General features: G+C 54.3%; 32 protein-coding genes and 1 pseudogene. 21 read left to right on the top strand and 12 right to left on the bottom strand.

What is annotated here, in order from left to right:
* Positions 1-38 precede the first annotated feature (38 nt).
* The 8 genes and pseudogenes from QN399_RS01145 to QN399_RS01110 form a co-directional block, all read right to left on the bottom strand.
* Positions 39-236 (bottom strand): hypothetical protein, encoded by a 198-nt coding sequence (locus QN399_RS01145; RefSeq protein WP_330200454.1) that lies wholly within the window; start codon positions 234-236, stop codon positions 39-41.
* A complete protein-coding gene (locus tag QN399_RS01140) occupies positions 233-436 on the bottom strand; it encodes a hypothetical protein (protein WP_330200453.1) in 204 nt (67 codons plus the stop codon). The genes QN399_RS01145 and QN399_RS01140 overlap by 4 nt, the downstream gene beginning before the upstream one ends.
* Positions 433-852 (bottom strand): hypothetical protein, encoded by a 420-nt coding sequence (locus QN399_RS01135; RefSeq protein WP_330200452.1) that lies wholly within the window; start codon positions 850-852, stop codon positions 433-435. The genes QN399_RS01140 and QN399_RS01135 overlap by 4 nt, the downstream gene beginning before the upstream one ends.
* A gap of 26 nt (positions 853-878) precedes the next feature.
* Positions 879-1,181: a hypothetical protein gene (locus QN399_RS01130; protein ID WP_330200451.1), complete on the bottom strand. Its 303-nt coding sequence runs from the start codon at positions 1,179-1,181 to the stop codon at positions 879-881.
* A gap of 694 nt (positions 1,182-1,875) precedes the next feature.
* Positions 1,876-2,205, bottom strand: a complete 330-nt coding sequence (locus QN399_RS01125) for a hypothetical protein (protein ID WP_330200450.1) — start codon at positions 2,203-2,205, stop codon at positions 1,876-1,878.
* A 50-nt stretch (positions 2,206-2,255) separates the two neighbouring features.
* Positions 2,256-2,462 (bottom strand): annotated as a pseudogene (locus QN399_RS01120) (repressor LexA); the annotation flags it as partial.
* A 60-nt stretch (positions 2,463-2,522) separates the two neighbouring features.
* Positions 2,523-3,020 (bottom strand): hypothetical protein, encoded by a 498-nt coding sequence (locus QN399_RS01115; RefSeq protein ID WP_330200449.1) that lies wholly within the window; start codon positions 3,018-3,020, stop codon positions 2,523-2,525.
* Between the two features lie 59 nt (positions 3,021-3,079).
* Entirely contained in the window at positions 3,080-3,481 is a 402-nt protein-coding gene (locus QN399_RS01110; RefSeq protein ID WP_330200448.1) for a hypothetical protein, read from the bottom strand.
* A gap of 172 nt (positions 3,482-3,653) precedes the next feature.
* Here QN399_RS01110 and QN399_RS01105 point away from each other — a divergent pair, with 172 nt between their 5' ends.
* On the top strand, positions 3,654-3,848 hold the full coding sequence (locus QN399_RS01105) for a hypothetical protein (RefSeq protein ID WP_330200447.1): 195 nt from the start codon (positions 3,654-3,656) through the stop codon (positions 3,846-3,848).
* Here QN399_RS01105 and QN399_RS01100 read toward each other — a convergent pair.
* The 3 genes from QN399_RS01100 to QN399_RS01090 form a co-directional block, all read right to left on the bottom strand.
* A complete protein-coding gene (locus tag QN399_RS01100; RefSeq protein ID WP_330200446.1) occupies positions 3,838-4,011 on the bottom strand; it encodes a hypothetical protein in 174 nt (57 codons plus the stop codon). The genes QN399_RS01105 and QN399_RS01100 overlap by 11 nt on opposite strands.
* Positions 4,012-4,512: 501 nt before the next feature.
* A complete protein-coding gene (locus QN399_RS01095; protein WP_330200445.1) occupies positions 4,513-5,523 on the bottom strand; it encodes a ParA family protein in 1,011 nt (336 codons plus the stop codon).
* 164 nt (positions 5,524-5,687) lie between these two features.
* Positions 5,688-6,416, bottom strand: a complete 729-nt coding sequence (locus QN399_RS01090) for an XRE family transcriptional regulator (protein ID WP_330200444.1) — start codon at positions 6,414-6,416, stop codon at positions 5,688-5,690.
* A 52-nt stretch (positions 6,417-6,468) separates the two neighbouring features.
* Here QN399_RS01090 and QN399_RS01085 point away from each other — a divergent pair, with 52 nt between their 5' ends.
* The 4 genes from QN399_RS01085 to QN399_RS01070 are packed head-to-tail and all read left to right on the top strand — an operon-like array spanning position 6,469 to position 7,395.
* Positions 6,469-6,681, top strand: a complete 213-nt coding sequence (locus QN399_RS01085; RefSeq protein ID WP_330200443.1) for a Cro/CI family transcriptional regulator — start codon at positions 6,469-6,471, stop codon at positions 6,679-6,681.
* 31 nt (positions 6,682-6,712) lie between these two features.
* Positions 6,713-6,919 carry a hypothetical protein gene (locus tag QN399_RS01080; protein ID WP_330200442.1) on the top strand — a complete coding sequence of 69 codons (207 nt, stop codon included), beginning with the start codon at positions 6,713-6,715 and terminating at the stop codon, positions 6,917-6,919.
* Between the two features lie 19 nt (positions 6,920-6,938).
* Positions 6,939-7,160 (top strand): hypothetical protein, encoded by a 222-nt coding sequence (locus QN399_RS01075; protein ID WP_330200441.1) that lies wholly within the window; start codon positions 6,939-6,941, stop codon positions 7,158-7,160.
* Positions 7,161-7,197: 37 nt separating this feature from the next.
* Positions 7,198-7,395 carry a hypothetical protein gene (locus QN399_RS01070; protein ID WP_330200440.1) on the top strand — a complete coding sequence of 66 codons (198 nt, stop codon included), beginning with the start codon at positions 7,198-7,200 and terminating at the stop codon, positions 7,393-7,395.
* Here QN399_RS01070 and QN399_RS01065 read toward each other — a convergent pair.
* Entirely contained in the window at positions 7,367-7,561 is a 195-nt protein-coding gene (locus QN399_RS01065) for a hypothetical protein (RefSeq protein WP_330200439.1), read from the bottom strand. The two genes, QN399_RS01070 and QN399_RS01065, sit on opposite strands and share 29 nt — an antisense overlap.
* 156 nt (positions 7,562-7,717) lie before the next feature.
* On the opposite strand from QN399_RS01065, the gene QN399_RS01060 reads away from it, so the two are divergent.
* The 16 genes from QN399_RS01060 (at position 7,718) to QN399_RS00985 (ending at position 15,362) form a co-directional block, all read left to right on the top strand.
* On the top strand, positions 7,718-8,521 hold the full coding sequence (locus tag QN399_RS01060; RefSeq protein WP_330200438.1) for a phage antirepressor protein: 804 nt from the start codon (positions 7,718-7,720) through the stop codon (positions 8,519-8,521).
* Positions 8,521-9,342, top strand: coding sequence for a DUF1376 domain-containing protein (locus QN399_RS01055; RefSeq protein WP_330200437.1), 822 nt, complete (start codon positions 8,521-8,523; stop codon positions 9,340-9,342). Before QN399_RS01060 ends, QN399_RS01055 begins: the two co-directional genes overlap by 1 nt.
* Positions 9,323-10,108 (top strand): ATP-binding protein, encoded by a 786-nt coding sequence (locus QN399_RS01050; RefSeq protein ID WP_330200436.1) that lies wholly within the window; start codon positions 9,323-9,325, stop codon positions 10,106-10,108. The genes QN399_RS01055 and QN399_RS01050 overlap by 20 nt, the downstream gene beginning before the upstream one ends.
* Positions 10,108-10,329 (top strand): hypothetical protein, encoded by a 222-nt coding sequence (locus QN399_RS01045; RefSeq protein WP_330200435.1) that lies wholly within the window; start codon positions 10,108-10,110, stop codon positions 10,327-10,329. Before QN399_RS01050 ends, QN399_RS01045 begins: the two co-directional genes overlap by 1 nt.
* A gap of 151 nt (positions 10,330-10,480) precedes the next feature.
* Entirely contained in the window at positions 10,481-10,720 is a 240-nt protein-coding gene (locus tag QN399_RS01040; RefSeq protein WP_330200434.1) for a hypothetical protein, read from the top strand.
* Positions 10,721-10,809: 89 nt separating this feature from the next.
* Complete coding sequence (locus QN399_RS01035) at positions 10,810-10,950, top strand: hypothetical protein (protein ID WP_330200433.1); 141 nt, start codon at positions 10,810-10,812, stop codon at positions 10,948-10,950.
* Positions 10,947-11,171 (top strand): hypothetical protein, encoded by a 225-nt coding sequence (locus QN399_RS01030; protein ID WP_330200432.1) that lies wholly within the window; start codon positions 10,947-10,949, stop codon positions 11,169-11,171. The genes QN399_RS01035 and QN399_RS01030 overlap by 4 nt, the downstream gene beginning before the upstream one ends.
* A complete protein-coding gene (locus tag QN399_RS01025; RefSeq protein ID WP_330200431.1) occupies positions 11,168-11,833 on the top strand; it encodes a hypothetical protein in 666 nt (221 codons plus the stop codon). The genes QN399_RS01030 and QN399_RS01025 overlap by 4 nt, the downstream gene beginning before the upstream one ends.
* Positions 11,830-12,012 carry a DUF1382 family protein gene (locus QN399_RS01020; RefSeq protein WP_330200430.1) on the top strand — a complete coding sequence of 61 codons (183 nt, stop codon included), beginning with the start codon at positions 11,830-11,832 and terminating at the stop codon, positions 12,010-12,012. Before QN399_RS01025 ends, QN399_RS01020 begins: the two co-directional genes overlap by 4 nt.
* A complete protein-coding gene (locus QN399_RS01015; protein WP_330200429.1) occupies positions 12,005-12,520 on the top strand; it encodes a hypothetical protein in 516 nt (171 codons plus the stop codon). The genes QN399_RS01020 and QN399_RS01015 overlap by 8 nt, the downstream gene beginning before the upstream one ends.
* Entirely contained in the window at positions 12,517-12,768 is a 252-nt protein-coding gene (locus QN399_RS01010; protein WP_330200428.1) for a hypothetical protein, read from the top strand. The genes QN399_RS01015 and QN399_RS01010 overlap by 4 nt, the downstream gene beginning before the upstream one ends.
* Positions 12,769-12,954: 186 nt before the next feature.
* Entirely contained in the window at positions 12,955-13,479 is a 525-nt protein-coding gene (locus QN399_RS01005; protein WP_330200427.1) for an HNH endonuclease signature motif containing protein, read from the top strand.
* The gene (locus QN399_RS01000; RefSeq protein WP_330200426.1) at positions 13,476-13,805 is read left to right on the top strand and encodes a hypothetical protein; all 330 of its coding nucleotides are present in this window, start codon (positions 13,476-13,478) and stop codon (positions 13,803-13,805) included. The genes QN399_RS01005 and QN399_RS01000 overlap by 4 nt, the downstream gene beginning before the upstream one ends.
* Positions 13,802-14,386 (top strand): recombination protein NinG, encoded by a 585-nt coding sequence (locus tag QN399_RS00995; RefSeq protein WP_330200425.1) that lies wholly within the window; start codon positions 13,802-13,804, stop codon positions 14,384-14,386. The genes QN399_RS01000 and QN399_RS00995 overlap by 4 nt, the downstream gene beginning before the upstream one ends.
* The gene (locus QN399_RS00990) at positions 14,383-15,045 is read left to right on the top strand and encodes a hypothetical protein (protein ID WP_330200424.1); all 663 of its coding nucleotides are present in this window, start codon (positions 14,383-14,385) and stop codon (positions 15,043-15,045) included. The genes QN399_RS00995 and QN399_RS00990 overlap by 4 nt, the downstream gene beginning before the upstream one ends.
* Positions 15,042-15,362 (top strand): hypothetical protein, encoded by a 321-nt coding sequence (locus QN399_RS00985; protein ID WP_330200423.1) that lies wholly within the window; start codon positions 15,042-15,044, stop codon positions 15,360-15,362. Before QN399_RS00990 ends, QN399_RS00985 begins: the two co-directional genes overlap by 4 nt.
* Positions 15,363-15,460 lie beyond the last annotated feature (98 nt).

Genomic DNA, 15,460 nt, shown 5'->3' with positions numbered 1-15,460 from the left:
AATTCCGCAGCCTTAAATAATTGGGTTTATTGGGTGACTTAGATGGTGTTGCGCTGATCTTGCCGGGCTTGATAACGAAGAAGCCAGATGCCCGGTGCTACCCAGCCATAACGGAACGGATTGCCGGTGAAGCCTTGGCGCTCAGCAAGTCGCAGTGCGATATCCTTGGTCTTTCCTGCGAATTCGATTTCTTCAATCTGCTCATCAATGAGCGATTTCACTGGCGAAGTTGTCATGTTGAAACTCCAGAGCGAAAGTCGCTTATCCGGCGCACCCGCTCGCAATAGTGTTTGAATTCGTCCGCGGTAATCGCGAAGACGGATAGGTAAGCGATGGCCAGCGTTTCAGCTACCGTGCAACTGGGCTGTACTTGGCCGGTCGCAATGTTCTGGATGGCTGCCTCGATGGCGTCGACTGCGATTTCGTGAGCGCTCACAGATCATTGCCCTCAGCCATGGCGATAACGCCATCTTTAGCGAGATGGCGAACAAGGGCCTCTGCGATCTGTCCACGCATACCGTATGGGTGGTCACTATGGCCGATCAGTTCTTCCGCCTGGGACTGCGTCTTATAGCCGCTGAGAGCATTCAGGACCATGAGCCCGAGCGCTGAGGTGGTTACCTTATGATCTGCTAGGCGCCCATTAACGTGCTCATCGACGGCTAGTTCGAACTGGGCGACGGTGACGCCCTGCTTAGGGCGCAGTCGGCGCTTGAAAGCCACGTCATTGCCAATGATCAACTGACTGACCGCCTCAGCAATCCACGCCTCGACTGCCCGCTTATGTATTCCTGTATCTGGCGGCAGTCGATGGTCATACGCTTGTTGAGCTATTTGTATTGCATGGTTCATGACTGCCTCCATAGGCGGTTATTCGGTTAGGAATTCCGGTTGCTTGCCGCGATCTTCTCCAGCGCAATACGTCCGCTTGGAGAATTGATAAGCGGCGCTCTCCATGCCTTGTCGAAGTCGGCCATTGCTGCTTCCGGCGTATCACCAAAGCCCGCTACACCGGATTGCAGATCAGCACCGAATAGAGCGCAGTACTGATTGCCATCAACGCTCAAGGCCGGGTGATACACGGCTGAGGGGCGGGTATAAGCGGCGTTTATGTCGTAAGCGGCCTGAGTTACTTGCTCAATAAACTTGCCTGCCGCGTAAGCACTTTCGTGATCGTTCATAACTCTCTCCATTCATTGATTACCAAATCCATTCGTCCAGCCCTCAGCCGCTCGCTGTCTGCCGTTGGGTGCAAGGGGAGGGTTGGCGGGTAGATTCGGGACAATAAAAACCCGGCCTAAACCGGGTCTGCGCTGATGCTTGGCTCGCTCACATTTGGGTGGCTGCCGGTGAATGGCTTAGACCATGATCAAATCTCCTATTGCTCGCTCACTGGGCAGGCAGTGGCTACCTATCGAAGCTGCATTGGAATGTCGGTCCTGACCAAGATGCCTAACTACGTCCGCCCGTTCGCATACAAACAGTTGGCCTGGATCAGCTTTTTTCATGGGGCGCCGACATTCCGATGCAGCCTCTTTCGAGGTGATCGGGCCGTCTATTCCGGCTGTCACACTACCTGTGCTTTATCGACGAACCTTCGCAGTGATTCCCGTCGTATGCAGGTGTCCAGCGTGCGCTGGGTTTGCGTCCGCATGAGAGTGTGATCTTGTGGTCAATCGCCAATTCGGGGGATTCCAAGGCTGCTATCCACGACTGCCTTGGCGGACGGAGTTAACACCGTCCCGCTCATTTGCGTTTTAGCTGATGAGCTCCGCTACGAGCTCTTGTCGCCATGAAGGCTGCGCCCGCTGGATTGAAGATCACACTCCGATGCATCCTCTTTCGAAGAGATCGGTACTCTTGCCCATAGGGCGGTTATGCGGTGGCTTTCTGAATTGCGAAGTTCGCCATATCTTCGGCACCAACCAATCCAGATATGGCGCCATGAACGTTGATACCGTCCTTCATGGCTTCATTCATGAGTGCGACTGCAAACATGTAACTCTTTAGAGCTTCCAGCAGATCGGGCGCCGCCACCATAAGCTGCGCCACGGCATAGCACTCATCAGCCGATGTGCGACCGCCTGTATCCGTGTAGCCCGACGCGACTATTGCACTGAAGATGTTCACGCCGTCCTTGCTAAGCTTGTAAACGCAAGATCCGTCACGCTCATACGGCCCCGGCGTAAATTTCAACTCACTCATCATTCATTCCTCTGTATTCACCGCTACCGGTATGGGTGGGGCTAGGCAACAAGCTGAATGCCGCGACTAACCTTTGGCACCATGATGATTTGACCCTTGCGAACCAATGCTTTCAGGTGCTCTTCGGCGCCGTTTGGTGATGCGCAGCCAAGCGCAGTTGCCAGTTCTGCGCGGGTTGGTGGCCATCCGTTATCGGCGATCCAGCCTTTGATAATTTGCAGAACAACCTTCTGGCGATCTGTAAGTTCTCGCTTCATGAATTACTCCCGTTAATTTCCAATACAGCCAGCTACCTAGCTGCATGAGAAATGCGTGGGTTAGGCTGCTTTCGGTGTTTCTGCCGACTGAATTCGTTGAAGGCTACGCAGGTAGTACAGGGCCGCTTCAATTTCAGGCTCGGTCAGGTCACGACCAAGCTGGCTTCGGCGGATGCCGATAGAGAAAATCACGCTACCGTGAGATGGCCCCATACCGTAGCTGCATTCAATGAATTGTCCGTGCCAATGGGCGTAAGACTTGGTGCCTACATAAGCCTTTCTCAGTGACTGCGCGCCAGTTGCAAGGTCGTCAATTGCCTTTTGGAGAGCGCGGGAGCGATCATCACCAGCCTTGTCGTAGCTGCCGCGCACTTCAAGTACCGATTCGGCAAGCTTTAGTGCGTCAAGATCAATGCCATCAGCCGACGCGCTGATCAGCCGATTTGTTTCGGTCAGCTCAGCCTTGAAACCGTCCGAGGTTGCTTTGTGACGTGCCAACTCATCGCTGATCGACTTCGTTAGGCTGATGCGCGTCTTTTCCAGATCTGCAATTTTCATCTTCCATCCCTCCACTTGAATTCAACAAAGCTCCCGATGCGGGCGCTTGGGCAGGGTGTTTAGCTCCAGTAAGCGCCGCCCAATTGCTGCTTTAGCGACTTAACCTCGTCCTCGAGCTGTTTGACCCGAGCACTCACAATCTCTGGCCCCATCAGGTCGCACAGCGGCTTTACGAGGCCGTCGTAGCTGTTGATGTGGACGTAGTGGTCACGACCGTAGCTGTCGCTTACCGACACCATGGAGTCCGATTTCTTTTCGAACTTCCCGGCGACCAGATTGCGGATCACACCGTCAACCCGATTGCCGATGTTCGACTCGGTATCGGTATCTACGTGAGGCAGGTAGTCGCAATACAGCTGGCCCATTACGTCAGCGACCACCTGAGCGGCCTTGGTCTTCAATTCGGTCAGCGCTGCCATGAGCAGGTCTTGCCGAATTTCTTCTGCGGGTTTGATTTCCATCGTCTTGCCCTCCGTTAATTTCCAATGCCGCCTCATCGAAGCGGCATTAGTAAATCTGTGGCGCCGTGACCCGCTACTGGCGTCGGCCACCGGCTTGAATTCTGTACCCGGATATTTACCCACGCCGGGCCGTGGTAGCCTCTCAAGTCCCTACAACCGTTGAGGCAACAACATGGAAATTGCTAAACCGAAATGCTCGGCATGCGGAGTCGAAGGACTGACCAAGGTCGCCATCCAGCCCGCTCCTGCAAACAAGAACATCCTGATTGCAAGCTGTGGCGACTGCGGGAACATCCATTCGGTGTTTGCAAAGCCTTTTGAGCCGCCTCAGATGCCGAGAGCGAACCAAGTCGAGATCATTCAGTAGCCAAGAACTGAGGGTAATTGGCGGCGGGGTTCTGCTCGGCACCTTGTCGCCACAACTCAACAAAGTGACGGTAAGCAGATTCGGCGAACTGCTTGGCCAACTGATCGAATTCATCGGTGCCCGGCTTTGGAATTACTTCAATCTTCAGTCCATCAATCTTCATTTCACTCTCCTGCTTTCCGCGTGGTCCTGAGTAGGGCCACCTGGAGAACATCCTGCCCGCTGGTAACGGGCAGGTAATCTCTATTCCTTGCACAGGCCAACGGTCGATTTCCCGTCAACTCCCATCGGGCCTTTGGCCGTCAAGTCATTACGCAGCTCACCGCTACGCCCTCCGAATGAGGTCTCCTGTGCCCAGCGCCGACATAAGGTCGAATCGCTGCCTACCGTTACGCGGTAGGTCTGCTGGCTATGCATCGGCCAGCTCGGCGTCCATCAGGTTGTTAAAGAGCGAAGACCTTAATGAGGCCCTATCGCTGCTTCGGTGGTTTGTCGCTGCGATGGGGTGAATATAAGCCTGCTTATTCGTCGAGTCAATAAGGAAGCTTATATATTTTCATGGAGGCGTAAAAAAGCCCGCTCAGTCAGCGGGCTCATGGATCAGGTCAGGCGGGGAGGGCGAATCGCAGGCAATAAAAAGCCCGGTGGTTGGCCGGGCTTTATCTCAGAGGCTCATCACTAGATCTGATATAGCCTTCTGGTAACGCTCGATGGGCTCGCTATTCACCTGAGGCCGCGTGTCGTAGACCTCATAACTACCAGGCTTTACATCGCATAACGGAAGCCCTAGGTGAGAGGATACGATAGCTACAGAGTGATTGTCCGGAACCTCAAAACGCTGAAGTTCGCCACTCTGGAAAGCGCTCGGCATCTTAGCTTTCAGATTCCGCGCTCTGATCTCAATATTATCAAACATTGCCGAAAAAGCCTTGCTGGCACGCTTGTCATACTGAGTGGATCGATTGAAGACGAATGAGTGAATTACAGGAACCGGGGCGCCAAAGCTGTTGCTTCTGTCAAAGAAGCTGACTGCCTTATAGGCATCCTGCACATCAATTCCATAGACAAGCTGACCTAGGTTGTCGATCGCTCTAGCCGAGGATCCGTCACTTGAGCATGGAACGATTATTTGATTTGCAGCTAGCAGGGCAAGCTCTGTATACGCTGCAAAGCTGGGGTTGCAGTCTATAAAACAGGTAGTTTCATGCTCGCCGAGGTAGTTTCCGCAGGCATTTACCAAATCCTTTAGCCAGAGATGCACGCTCTTCCAGGAATCAGCAGGAAGGCTCACAGCGCTTAGCTGGTTGATTACTGGCGCCTGCACTTCTAGGCTTGGATCCCCAGCAAGACAGTAAAGATTATCCGGCATGTTCGGATTGAAGTCGCGACCCTTGATGAGAAACGAGGTCTCACTCCCGGTTATGGTATGAGCGCTCCGGGTTCTAGCGTCAAAGTAGCCGCCAATTGTCTTCCTGGCCTTGATCAGCTTTCCTAGCGCTGCCGCACCCTTGCCGTTACCGCCCAAGATAATCTCAGATAGATTAGCCTGCGGGCACATATCTGCCACGATTACGCGCTTATCCGGATGGATCCGTGCATATTCAGAGGCAATCGCGAAGGTTAGATATGTCTTCCCGACCCCGCCTTTGTTATTCCAGATTGCGTACGATTTCATGCTTGCCCCTGATGTGCCCTTCGACGCCTTACGACTGGCCATAATAACAGACGTTCCCTGTGCATTTTTCAAATTATCGCTAGAAAAGACCAGCACAATATGTTTTGCCTACAAATCCCCGCCACCCATCCCGCCTACCCGACACCGCCGCCGCGCCAGATCGGCTAGAGTCCGGTCACTTTTACATCTACCACCCGACCAATCACCTGCCACTCATCAGCATCAAGCTCAATCGTCTTATAGGCAGGATTGAGCGGGGCCAGGTACTCAGCTCCGGCGTCATAGATGTACTGCTTGAAAGTCGTCTCGCCATCCATGTGTTTTGCGATGTAGTACTTCCCGCTAATCAGATCAAAGCCTTCTGGCTGAACAAGGACGAATGTACCCGGCAGGAAGCTAGGGCTAGAATCTGAAGTCATCGACTTCCCCTTCACTTCAAGCCAGTAGCCGCAATCCCCTGCGTTTTGATCTGAAACAAGCCACACGTCCGCATCCCCTGGATTGAAATTGTCGGGCGACTCCGCCCTGCTTCCTGCTGCAACCCAGCTTATTACCGGGTACGGATTTGACTTCCTTTGACGCAAAAACGTTGGCTTTACGTTTGATCCCTCGTGAGAAATTGCAGGATCTTCATCTGCCGTATTTCCATCGACCATTTCCCCGACATTGTCTGAAAGCCATATAGAGCTGACTCCGCAGACGTGGGCGATTTTTGATAAATGAACGCTTTGCAGGTTCTTTCCTGTCTCCAGTTGAGAAATTACAGGCTGCTCAACGCCAACCCTAGAAGCCAATGCCTTCTGGGTTAGGCGCGCATGAGCGCGGGCTAATTTGACGCGTTCGGCGAGTGTGCTCATGGCGTTAAATTTATAAGTTCCCTTATCTGCTTGCAAATAAGCCTCCTTCTTCATACGATATAAGCAGGCTTATCAGGAGGGCTCTCAAATGACCCCCATCGAAAAGCTCGTCGAACACTTTGGCGGGCAAACCAAAACAGCTTTAGCTCTCGGCGTTTCCCAGGCCGCTGTTTCGTACTGGATGGCCGGGATTCACTTTATGAGCGCCCAAAAGGCGTTCAGAGCAGAAGAGCTTACCGGCGGGAAAGTTACCGCTCGGGAGCTTTGTGCTCGACCTCAATCATCTCTTTCAGCCGCTTAAACCAATTTCACCAAAGCAAGGAGCAACACAGATGGCCTACAAAAATAACCCAGAAGACAAGCGCAATAAGCGCCGTCAAGTCAGTTTCAACCAAACCCTAGACAAGATCCTGGCTCGTGCCGCATGCCGGGCTCATACGCAGCACGCGACATTTCTCCTCGAAATCATCGAGTGGGGCGTTGAGAACGGCGCAATTGAAGGCCTGCTTAAGGAAGAAAAGAAGTTTAGCGCTGCTTGAGCAGCCTAAGGAGGGTCAATTGCTCGACTACGAAAGCCTGAGTCCAGGCACAAGAGAGCGAGTGGAAAAACTCGCCAAATACAAGCAGTACAGCCTCGATGAGGCTCTTGAAGAAATCGTTATTGAATCAATCGCAATGGGCGGACTAACCCTTTCGAGGCGCCCCAAAGCGACTTTGATAGCTATCACGGGGAAGCCGAAAGGCGATCACCTAATCAGGGTCACTACTGAGCCTAATTAGGACCACCAAATTCCAGACACTAGATACGGAGAAGGGCATGAGTAAAGAACTGATTGCACTGAATGATCCTCGCGAAGACGTCACCGAAACCCTAAAGGCGGTTCTCACGCTAACGCTTCCGCATATCCCGGATGCTGAGAAAAAAGCGCATGCCATTACCTGCGCACGCGCCATCAGTCGCGGGTTTCTGGAGCTACATATCCAGGCTACGCCCTCGACAAGAGAGGCTGACTGATCTTCATGGGGTCCGTCTTCGGCTTATCCAGCGCCCGAGAAATAATCTTATGCGCTTGGGCTATCTCGTCCGCGTCATACGGGATGAATCCGGCAGTGATAAGCGCTGCAACTATCGGAATAGCTGCTTCTGCCGGATCTTTCACGAAGTACTTTTTTTCAGTCATGTCAGGCCTCCAGGGCCATCGTTTCGAGTGGAATCAAAACGATATCACGGATGCGCCTGACGCCCATTTATCTCCCACCCAAACCGCAGGCGAAAAAAAATCACCGGGCCTGGTGATTTCTTCAACTGCTTTCTGCAAAACGTTCTGGAGCTGATTATGCATACCTCTATTACATCCGGCAATACCCCCAACCAATCCGCGACACGTTTTCTGCAAACGCAAAACGTGTCGCGCACTATGTCCAGCATTGAGCTGCGCGAGCTGATCAATGCAGAGCGCGAGAATGCTGGCGAACCAAAAGTCCGCAATGACCAGTTCATTGCCCGCGTCGAAGATGAGATTGGTGACGAGCTAGGGGGGTGCAAAAAAATTGCACATCCCCAAACCCGCGTCCCGATGGATTCGTACGACCTGACTCTTGATCAATGCACGCTGGTCGGCATGCGGGAGTCGAAGGCTGTTCGTCGTACCGTACTGCAAAAGCTCAAAGCAATGGAGACGCCCCGCGAACTCTCCACCATGGACATTCTCCAGATTGCAATGGAGTCGGAAAAGGCCCGATTGCTTCTTACGATCCAGGTCGAAGCTCAAGCCGTGAAAATCCACTCCATGGAAAATCTCTTTAAAGAGGGGATGACTCACACCCAATTCTGCAAGGGCCTCAATGGGGTCAACGTCATGCAAGTGGGCAAATCCCTTGAGGTCCGCAACTGGCTGTTCAACGAGAGCAAATCCGGTCTTCGGTGGCGCGTTGCTTCGTACGCTCGCGACAAGTACATGACTGAGCATCAGGTTGAAATAACCCCGCACGGCAAAGACCCTTTTGTGTCCTTCACGCCAGTCCTGCTGAAGAAGGGGGCTGCGAAGCTGTACGACCTCTACTTGAGTGGAGATCTGCCTATGAAGAAGACGTGGGACGGCCTATTCACTCACGACAAGGCGCTGAAGGAGGCCGTGTGATGGCAGCCCTACCGTACATGCAACTTTATGTCGCCGACTATCTGGCCGACACCTCGCACCTCACCGCAGAGGAGCACGGCGCATACCTGCTGATCCTTTTCAGCTACTGGCAGACAGGCAAGCCAGTGCGTATTGATCGCCTTTCAACAGTCGCACGCATCCCCAACGACCGTTGGCCTTCCGTTGCCGAAACGTTGAGTGAGTTCTTCCATGTCACCGAAACGCACTGGATTCAGTTCCGCGTTGAGTCTGACCTTGAGTCAGTAAACAGCAAGGTTGTGACCGCTTCGAACGCAGGAAAGGCCTCAGCGAAGGCAAAAGCACTCAAAAAACAACAGGAACTCAACGACCGTTCAAATTCCGTTGACGATCCGTTGCAACGGAATGGCAACCATATAGATACAGATACAGATACAGATACAGATACAGATAAGAATAAAACCCCCTTACCCCCAGAGGGGGATGGGCAGGAGACGGAAGGCCTGTTCGCTAGCTTCTGGAAGCTCTATCCGCGCAAGCAGGACAAAGCCAAAGCGCAGAAGGCATGGGCGAGACTCAAAGTCACTGACGACCTGTTCAACCTGATCGCCAAGGGACTGTCAGCGCAGGCGGTATCGGCCGACTGGCTCAAGGAGGGCGGCAAGTACGTCCCGATGCCGACTACCTGGATCAACGGCAAGCGCTGGGAAGACGAGGTTAAGTCCATCAGCAACGTGCACCAGTTCCAAAAACCTGCCGCCGTCTCACGCCACCTCCTGACCGACACTCGCGACTACCGCGAAGGCACCAAGGAGAACGCCAATGGCACGTTCCGTCTCTGATCTTGGTGCGCACATGGACCGCAAGCTTGGCGTGATAGGCCGCCAAGCTGTGATCTGCGAAAAGCACGGCGAGTACTCGGCCGTAATCTTAAAATCGTCTAGCGAGCCTTCTGGGTGCCCTGTGTGCGCAAGCGACAAACGCGAAATGGAAGAGTTTGAGCGCAAAAAATGGCAGTTTGCGATGGTTCAAAAGGGTAGTGCGCGCATTCCGAAACGGTTCACCGAGAAGTCTTTTGCTGACTACCGCGTAGACCGTCCAGAACAGCAAATCGCGCTCGATGCCTGCGTCGATTACGTCGATGACTTTCCGAAACACAAGCGTGATGGCCGATGCATGTTACTGCTCGGAAAGGTCGGAACCGGCAAGACTCACCTGGCCATCGCCGCAGTTAATTTCCTGATCGAAGAATGCTCGGTCAAGGCGATTTACCGCACTGTCGGCACGGTCATTAGCGACATCCGGGCGACGTTCAGCGACCGCTCTGGCTCGTCTGAGGCCTACATCATGGCCGAAATCATTGGTGCCGATCTGCTGGTGCTGGATGAGGTTGGAGCTACCAAACAAAGCGAGTTCGAGCTGGCCACACTTTTCAGCATCATCAACGGCCGTTACGAGCAGTCACGCCCGACGATAATCGTCAGCAACCTTTCCTCCACTGAACTGAACGAAGCCATTGGCGTGCGTTGCGTTGACCGTATCCGCGAGAACGGCTGCATCGGCGTGCGGTTTGAGTGGGAATCACAACGCGGCAAGGAGGGATTCTGATGACTATTCCAGTGAAGAAACTTGTCCCCGCCTCTGAGGATCTTGTCCGGCTTCGCGATGAGATCGCCATGCATGCCCTTGGCGCCATGATCGTCGCCAAAAGTTGGGGCTGCACGGATAAAGACGGTTCGTTCAAAAAGCATTCGAACTATCGCGATCACTCCGATGCAGCGTACCAATTTGCTAACGAGATGCTAGCTGCACGGGAGCGCAAATTATGACCCCCGCCCAAAAATCAAAAGTCTCCGAACTCCAGCTCCAAGGCTTCTCAATCGTCTTCAAGCACAAGGACTTCATCGCCATGCAAAAGGGTGCAGACAACCGACTTGTGCGGACGGATGGGAGTCAGAAGCGGGCGAGTGGGGTGAGGGCATGAAAACCAAGATCGTGCATTTCATATCGCACTGCTGTGGCCAGCAAGAATGCGACTGCCGCCCAAGATGTTTCCAGCGGGAGGGTGACGAGATTCAAGTGACCACCACCGCTAAAAACGTGACCTGCAAGAACTGCCTGAAAGGTTTGGCGGCTGACCATAAGCGCAAATGGGCGCGGGAGTCTGCGCAGATCAGATCGCACGAGGCATGGATGAATGAAGCCGGGGGTGGGGCATGAGTAAGCCAACAGTTCGAACAACAACCGGCGCCGTCGTAACGCTGACCGTTCAAATCTCAAACGTCGGAAGTTGGGGGCCTGAGTGCCAAATGGATCAGGTTTATCGCCAAGCGCTGGAGTCGGCTATCGGCCGCGTCCGTAACGCATTCGCCAAAGACCCTCGCGGGATCAAGATCGTCGGTACGCCAAGCGTGCAGGCCGTGACAACTGACATGGAGAAACGGTCATGAGCGAATCCAAAATGCACCAATCATTCGAAGCGTTCTACGGCTTCAAATGGATGTCCGTCAGCGATACCGCTCAGCAAGCGTGGGCAGCAGCATGGCAAGCATCCCGCGAGGCGCTGGTGATTGAGCTGCCTAAGGCGTGGCAAACCAATGTTGGCGGAATGCTGACTCCTAATGGCGTTCGATTCGCCATCGAATCTGCAGGCCTGAAGGTGAAGTCATGAGCGATTTGAAATCGCTTAAGGAATTGGCCGAGGCTGCAGTCGAGCAAAGCGACAACATCGGCGAGGCGGCTTGGTATACGGCTGACTGCCTGCAACACTTGCTCAGCGCCGGGGCGCCAGACGCCGACTTTATTGCTGCTGCCAATCCAGCGGTAGTGCTGGGGCTGATTGCTGAGAACGAAATCCTTCGCGAAGCCTTGGAGCTATCAAAAGGAACTCGCGAGACTGAAGGTCGGAACCATGAGTTGCGCGCACAAATAATCGAAAAGATGGAAGAGCAGATAGGGCTGCTGACCGCGCAGAAATCCTACGAAGACGGTATTGCCTGCGCCTTCGATAGCCTGATGTTTGCGGCAGCTAATACCAGTGACGAGTACCGTTCCGACCTTCTTGAGGAGATGGCGGAAGACATTATCGAGAACGCTCCAGCTTACAAAAAGCAATGGAAAGATATCACTGGTACTTCAGCCGAAAACCGACAGCTCAAGGCTGAGTGCGAAGGGTTGCGGGCTGCTCTCACATCCTCCAGCGAATTCCTCATGCATGACGCCAAGGTGCGCGGAATGCTTGATGGTGCTGGACGTATATCGCCAATGTTTCCCCTCCGCAGGTTGGTGATGGAGCAGATAGACGTCGCGCTGAGCAAGGGAGAGCGGTCATGAATCGCGCCAGTCCAGTTGATCTGCGCAAGGCTATGGAAATGGCGAGCGCACTCACCAAAGCTGGGATTCGATTCGTATGCATGCCTGCTGATAGCGATGCAGAGCACACGTCACTGCTGATTCAGGCGGATCAGCGCCTGGAGCAGATAGCCCGGGAAGCGGAGGTGACTCATGGCTAAGCCAGCCAAGCCCCGCCCGATGCCCGTGTACCTGGTACTGCGCCGTCTTGTCGATCCAGTCACCGGCAAGGACGTAGCGGCATTCGTTCCGTCCTCCGATGCAGACCGATCAATCCTTCGGGAGCGGGACTTCAAGATCAACACGAAGATCCGCGCCGACCTCAAGCAGCCGCGCAACCCGAAATTCAACAACCTTGTGCATGGGCTGGGCCGAGTTCTATCGCAGAACATTGATCGGTTTTCCGGGAAGCTTTCCCATGACGCCATCAAGTTACTCCAGACCGAATCCGGCGTGTGCTGCGACGAAGAGGTGTTCGACATCCCAGGCCTCGGCCAGTTGACCAGCAAGATCCCGCAAAGCCTGTCCTACGACTCGATGGGTGAAGAGTTGTTCCAGGACTTCTGGCGCCAGTGCTGCGCGTACCTGGTGCTGCATGACTGGCCGACGCTCACCGAGGAAAGGCTGACTGAAATGGCTGAGTTCGAATCGTTTAAGGAGGCCGCATGAGCGAAGGACTTGGTGTCACCACACAAACAACCGTTTTCCTATCCGTCGACAAGCTGGTCAAGGAGATGGACGCAGAAGACATCGCTGGCTTCTGTAGCGCAGTCGCGCTTCGGCTTGACAAGGAGTACAGCGAGCGAGCGGGGGCCGCGGCTGAGTTCGCTGGCGGGCTTTCTGAGTTTGGCGCGCGCTTCCTTGCTGAGGTAGTTACCAGTTTCTACATGAGACAGCCTCGGGAGCCTCGTCAATGATCATTCAGGCCCTCATTCGGGTCGCAATCCGCCTCATCGTCCTCGCCGAGTGCGCTTATCAGATGCCGGTTACTCCGGCTGAGTTTCAGATGGGGGTGGGGTTGTGACCGACTTCAATTTTATCGACTTCATGCAGGCTCTGACCCTGCTGATTCTGTTCGCGTGGTTCTGTTTGGAGAAGCGGGTATGAGCATGAAACTAGATCAGGCTCGACTGAAGCATCTACTGAGTTACGACAGGGGTACTGGAATCTTCCGATGGAATGTGAGGGCGGCACGTAGCATTCACATCGGACAAGTAACCGGATGCCCAGCAGGCGATGGTGGATATCTTCAAATCGTGCTGGATGGGAAAAAGTATTTTGCGCACAGACTTGCCTGGCTTTATGTCTACGGACACATGCCGGGCAAAGAGGTATTCCACAAGAATGAAAATAGGCAAGACAACAGCATAGAGAATCTCGAAGTCAGAACAGCTACAGAACGAGCTCGAAGCCTCGGGATCGACGTTAGGAATAAAAGCGGCCATCTCGGTGTCGCCTGGACAGAAAGCAGAAAGAAGTGGAGGGCATCAATTCGGCTGAATGGAAAGAGCAAAAGTCTTGGCTATTTCCAGCACAAGGAAGATGCGATTAGCGCACGCGAGACCGCCATCATTCTACGGAACAAGAGCTGCGTAGCCGAGCTGAATGGTCAGGAGTCGCTCAAATGACTATCCGCAAACACTCGCATTACTTCAAAGACGTGTCGCACATCAAAGAGCTCGACGTTTACCGGGTTCTGGACCTGTTTGAAGTCGCCAACCCATGCATTCAGCACGCCACGAAGAAGCTGCTCTGTGCTGGCAACCGAGGCGCCAAGGATTACGAGAAGGATCTGCGTGAGGCAGCCGACTCAATCCATCGTGCACTGCAGATGATCTCCGAGGACTGCAGCAGGGTGCACCCCATCGAATGGCCGGCTAATGAAGTTCGCATCGATGTGATCGGACAGAACGGCAATGACGGCGAGCACTACGAATCGGGGATGACGGAATGATCGCCCGCAAGAAGAAGACCTGCGCAAACACCGAGTGCAGCACTCAGTTCGTACCGTCTCAGCTCGGCCAGAAGGTTTGTGGCTGGGCGTGCGGCTTAGCCATCAAGGAAGTGAACCGCGAGAAGGCGCACAAGGCCCTGGCTGATGTTGGGCGCCGGGAGATCAAGGTTCGCAAGGAGAAGCTGAAGAGTCGCGGTGACCACGTTCGCGAATGTCAGCAGGCATTCAACGAATACATCCGGTGGCGTGATCAGGTGGCGGGGCACGCGTGCATCTCCAGCGGCCGGCCATTGGACTGGAGCGGTAACGCCGTAGATGCAGGTCATTACCGCAGCGTTGGTTCGGCACCACACCTGCGCTTCGATGAGCGCAATTGCCATGCGCAAAGCAAGGCAGATAACCGGTTTCTGTCGGGTAATGCGGTGGATTACCGGATCGGGCTGATTGAGAGGATCGGGCTGGATGCGGTCGAGGGGCTGGAGGCTGATCAGTCAGTGCGCAAGTACACCGTCGAGCAACTGCAAGAGATCAAAGCCAAGTACCGGGCACTGACCAGAGAATTGAAGAGGATTGCCGCATGACTTATCGCAACGTAGTGTCAGCAGTTGTCCGGGCCTTGGCTGCCGAAACGATGACAAGCGCTGGCGGTGACTTCGAGCCCAAGATTCAATGCGCGAAACAGAAGGGCGCCATTGTCGGGAAAGAAGCCGCGCTGCTCAGTGATTGCATCGTGAACAAGCTGCTCCATGACGGCCTGTCGCCGCGCCAATGGAATGCCCTGGTAGCGAAATACTCCACGCACAAGGTCAATAAGCTTGGGTGCACGGCCAAGCTGATCGCGATCATCTCCACAACAGCCCCCCATCTGTTCCTGCGCAAAGCTGTGACGGCGTGGGCCATACCGCAGATCAAGGGCATCAAGATGGTGCCGCGCAAGATCGCAAAGCCGGAATTTCATAAGGCCACCGAGTCTTGGCGCATCGAAGCCAGCTTTGAAGCTGTCAGACGCGCCGCCGAGAAAGAGCTGCAAAAGTGCGATTCCCGGTCGAGCGACATGATTGTACTGGCCGACTCAAACTACGATATGGCGACGTGGGACAATCAAGGGCTGACCGAGCGGACTTACCGTCGCTGGAATCAAGGTATTCGCGCCGCACTGGAAAACCTTGTTAACGAGGCTTTGGTGGAGGCACAATTGATTCTTGAACTGGCTGGCGTACTTGGGGAGGAAGCGGCGTGACCGATATGGAATTGTTGGAGTTGGCTGCCAAAGCCGCAAGCATCTATCTTGACTGGGATGCCCCCGGAGATCCGATTGCGCGCGATGGTGACGAGTGGAATCCGCTTACTGACGACGGCGACGCGTTAAGGCTGGCGCATAAGCTCAGCATCGAAGTGAGTCCCATCCAAAAATCAAGAAGCACCCATACGATATACGGCTCCCATAACGATGTTAGAAGCTTCGTTGAGCGCTGGCCTGATAGTGGCGACGGCCTTGAGTGTACTCGCCGCGCCATCGTTCGCGCCGCAGCAGAGATAGGGGAGGCGATGCCGTGAAGCTTGAGCATAAAATCATAGAGAGACCTCGCGTAGTGCTGCAGGACCCGGATGGTCGTCGACTTTACAGGGCTGCAGGACAGATGGTTTCGTCTGGC

Source organism: Pseudomonas sp. 10C3, assembly GCF_036346185.1.
Classification (GTDB): Bacteria; Pseudomonadota; Gammaproteobacteria; order Pseudomonadales; family Pseudomonadaceae; genus Aquipseudomonas.
Note: the sequence above shows the minus strand (reverse complement) of the source record. Positions and strands in the feature narration are given on the sequence as shown.

Excerpts from the sequence above, each read along its gene's own strand:
- QN399_RS00995 (WP_330200425.1), top strand. The coding sequence starts at position 13,802 with ATGATCGCCCGCAAGAAGAAGACCTGCGCAAACACCGAGTGCAGCACT.
- QN399_RS00990 (WP_330200424.1), top strand. The coding sequence starts at position 14,383 with ATGACTTATCGCAACGTAGTGTCAGCAGTTGTCCGGGCCTTGGCTGCC.
- QN399_RS01045 (WP_330200435.1), top strand. The coding sequence starts at position 10,108 with ATGACTATTCCAGTGAAGAAACTTGTCCCCGCCTCTGAGGATCTTGTC.
- QN399_RS01020 (WP_330200430.1), top strand. The coding sequence starts at position 11,830 with ATGAATCGCGCCAGTCCAGTTGATCTGCGCAAGGCTATGGAAATGGCG.
- QN399_RS01125 (WP_330200450.1), bottom strand. The coding sequence starts at position 2,205 with ATGAGTGAGTTGAAATTTACGCCGGGGCCGTATGAGCGTGACGGATCT.
- QN399_RS01110 (WP_330200448.1), bottom strand. The coding sequence starts at position 3,481 with ATGGAAATCAAACCCGCAGAAGAAATTCGGCAAGACCTGCTCATGGCA.
- QN399_RS01030 (WP_330200432.1), top strand. The coding sequence starts at position 10,947 with ATGAGCGAATCCAAAATGCACCAATCATTCGAAGCGTTCTACGGCTTC.
- QN399_RS01010 (WP_330200428.1), top strand. The coding sequence starts at position 12,517 with ATGAGCGAAGGACTTGGTGTCACCACACAAACAACCGTTTTCCTATCC.
- QN399_RS01130 (WP_330200451.1), bottom strand. The coding sequence starts at position 1,181 with ATGAACGATCACGAAAGTGCTTACGCGGCAGGCAAGTTTATTGAGCAA.
- QN399_RS01040 (WP_330200434.1), top strand. The coding sequence starts at position 10,481 with ATGAAAACCAAGATCGTGCATTTCATATCGCACTGCTGTGGCCAGCAA.
- QN399_RS01085 (WP_330200443.1), top strand. The coding sequence starts at position 6,469 with ATGACCCCCATCGAAAAGCTCGTCGAACACTTTGGCGGGCAAACCAAA.
- QN399_RS01015 (WP_330200429.1), top strand. The coding sequence starts at position 12,005 with ATGGCTAAGCCAGCCAAGCCCCGCCCGATGCCCGTGTACCTGGTACTG.
- QN399_RS01095 (WP_330200445.1), bottom strand. The coding sequence starts at position 5,523 with ATGAAATCGTACGCAATCTGGAATAACAAAGGCGGGGTCGGGAAGACA.
- QN399_RS01055 (WP_330200437.1), top strand. The coding sequence starts at position 8,521 with ATGGCAGCCCTACCGTACATGCAACTTTATGTCGCCGACTATCTGGCC.
- QN399_RS01050 (WP_330200436.1), top strand. The coding sequence starts at position 9,323 with ATGGCACGTTCCGTCTCTGATCTTGGTGCGCACATGGACCGCAAGCTT.
- QN399_RS01035 (WP_330200433.1), top strand. The coding sequence starts at position 10,810 with ATGGATCAGGTTTATCGCCAAGCGCTGGAGTCGGCTATCGGCCGCGTC.
- QN399_RS01060 (WP_330200438.1), top strand. The coding sequence starts at position 7,718 with ATGCATACCTCTATTACATCCGGCAATACCCCCAACCAATCCGCGACA.
- QN399_RS01070 (WP_330200440.1), top strand. The coding sequence starts at position 7,198 with ATGAGTAAAGAACTGATTGCACTGAATGATCCTCGCGAAGACGTCACC.
- QN399_RS01135 (WP_330200452.1), bottom strand. The coding sequence starts at position 852 with ATGAACCATGCAATACAAATAGCTCAACAAGCGTATGACCATCGACTG.
- QN399_RS01025 (WP_330200431.1), top strand. The coding sequence starts at position 11,168 with ATGAGCGATTTGAAATCGCTTAAGGAATTGGCCGAGGCTGCAGTCGAG.
- QN399_RS01000 (WP_330200426.1), top strand. The coding sequence starts at position 13,476 with ATGACTATCCGCAAACACTCGCATTACTTCAAAGACGTGTCGCACATC.
- QN399_RS01145 (WP_330200454.1), bottom strand. The coding sequence starts at position 236 with ATGACAACTTCGCCAGTGAAATCGCTCATTGATGAGCAGATTGAAGAA.
- QN399_RS01080 (WP_330200442.1), top strand. The coding sequence starts at position 6,713 with ATGGCCTACAAAAATAACCCAGAAGACAAGCGCAATAAGCGCCGTCAA.
- QN399_RS01115 (WP_330200449.1), bottom strand. The coding sequence starts at position 3,020 with ATGAAAATTGCAGATCTGGAAAAGACGCGCATCAGCCTAACGAAGTCG.
- QN399_RS01065 (WP_330200439.1), bottom strand. The coding sequence starts at position 7,561 with ATGACTGAAAAAAAGTACTTCGTGAAAGATCCGGCAGAAGCAGCTATT.
- QN399_RS01005 (WP_330200427.1), top strand. The coding sequence starts at position 12,955 with ATGAGCATGAAACTAGATCAGGCTCGACTGAAGCATCTACTGAGTTAC.
- QN399_RS01100 (WP_330200446.1), bottom strand. The coding sequence starts at position 4,011 with ATGAAGATTGATGGACTGAAGATTGAAGTAATTCCAAAGCCGGGCACC.
- QN399_RS01105 (WP_330200447.1), top strand. The coding sequence starts at position 3,654 with ATGGAAATTGCTAAACCGAAATGCTCGGCATGCGGAGTCGAAGGACTG.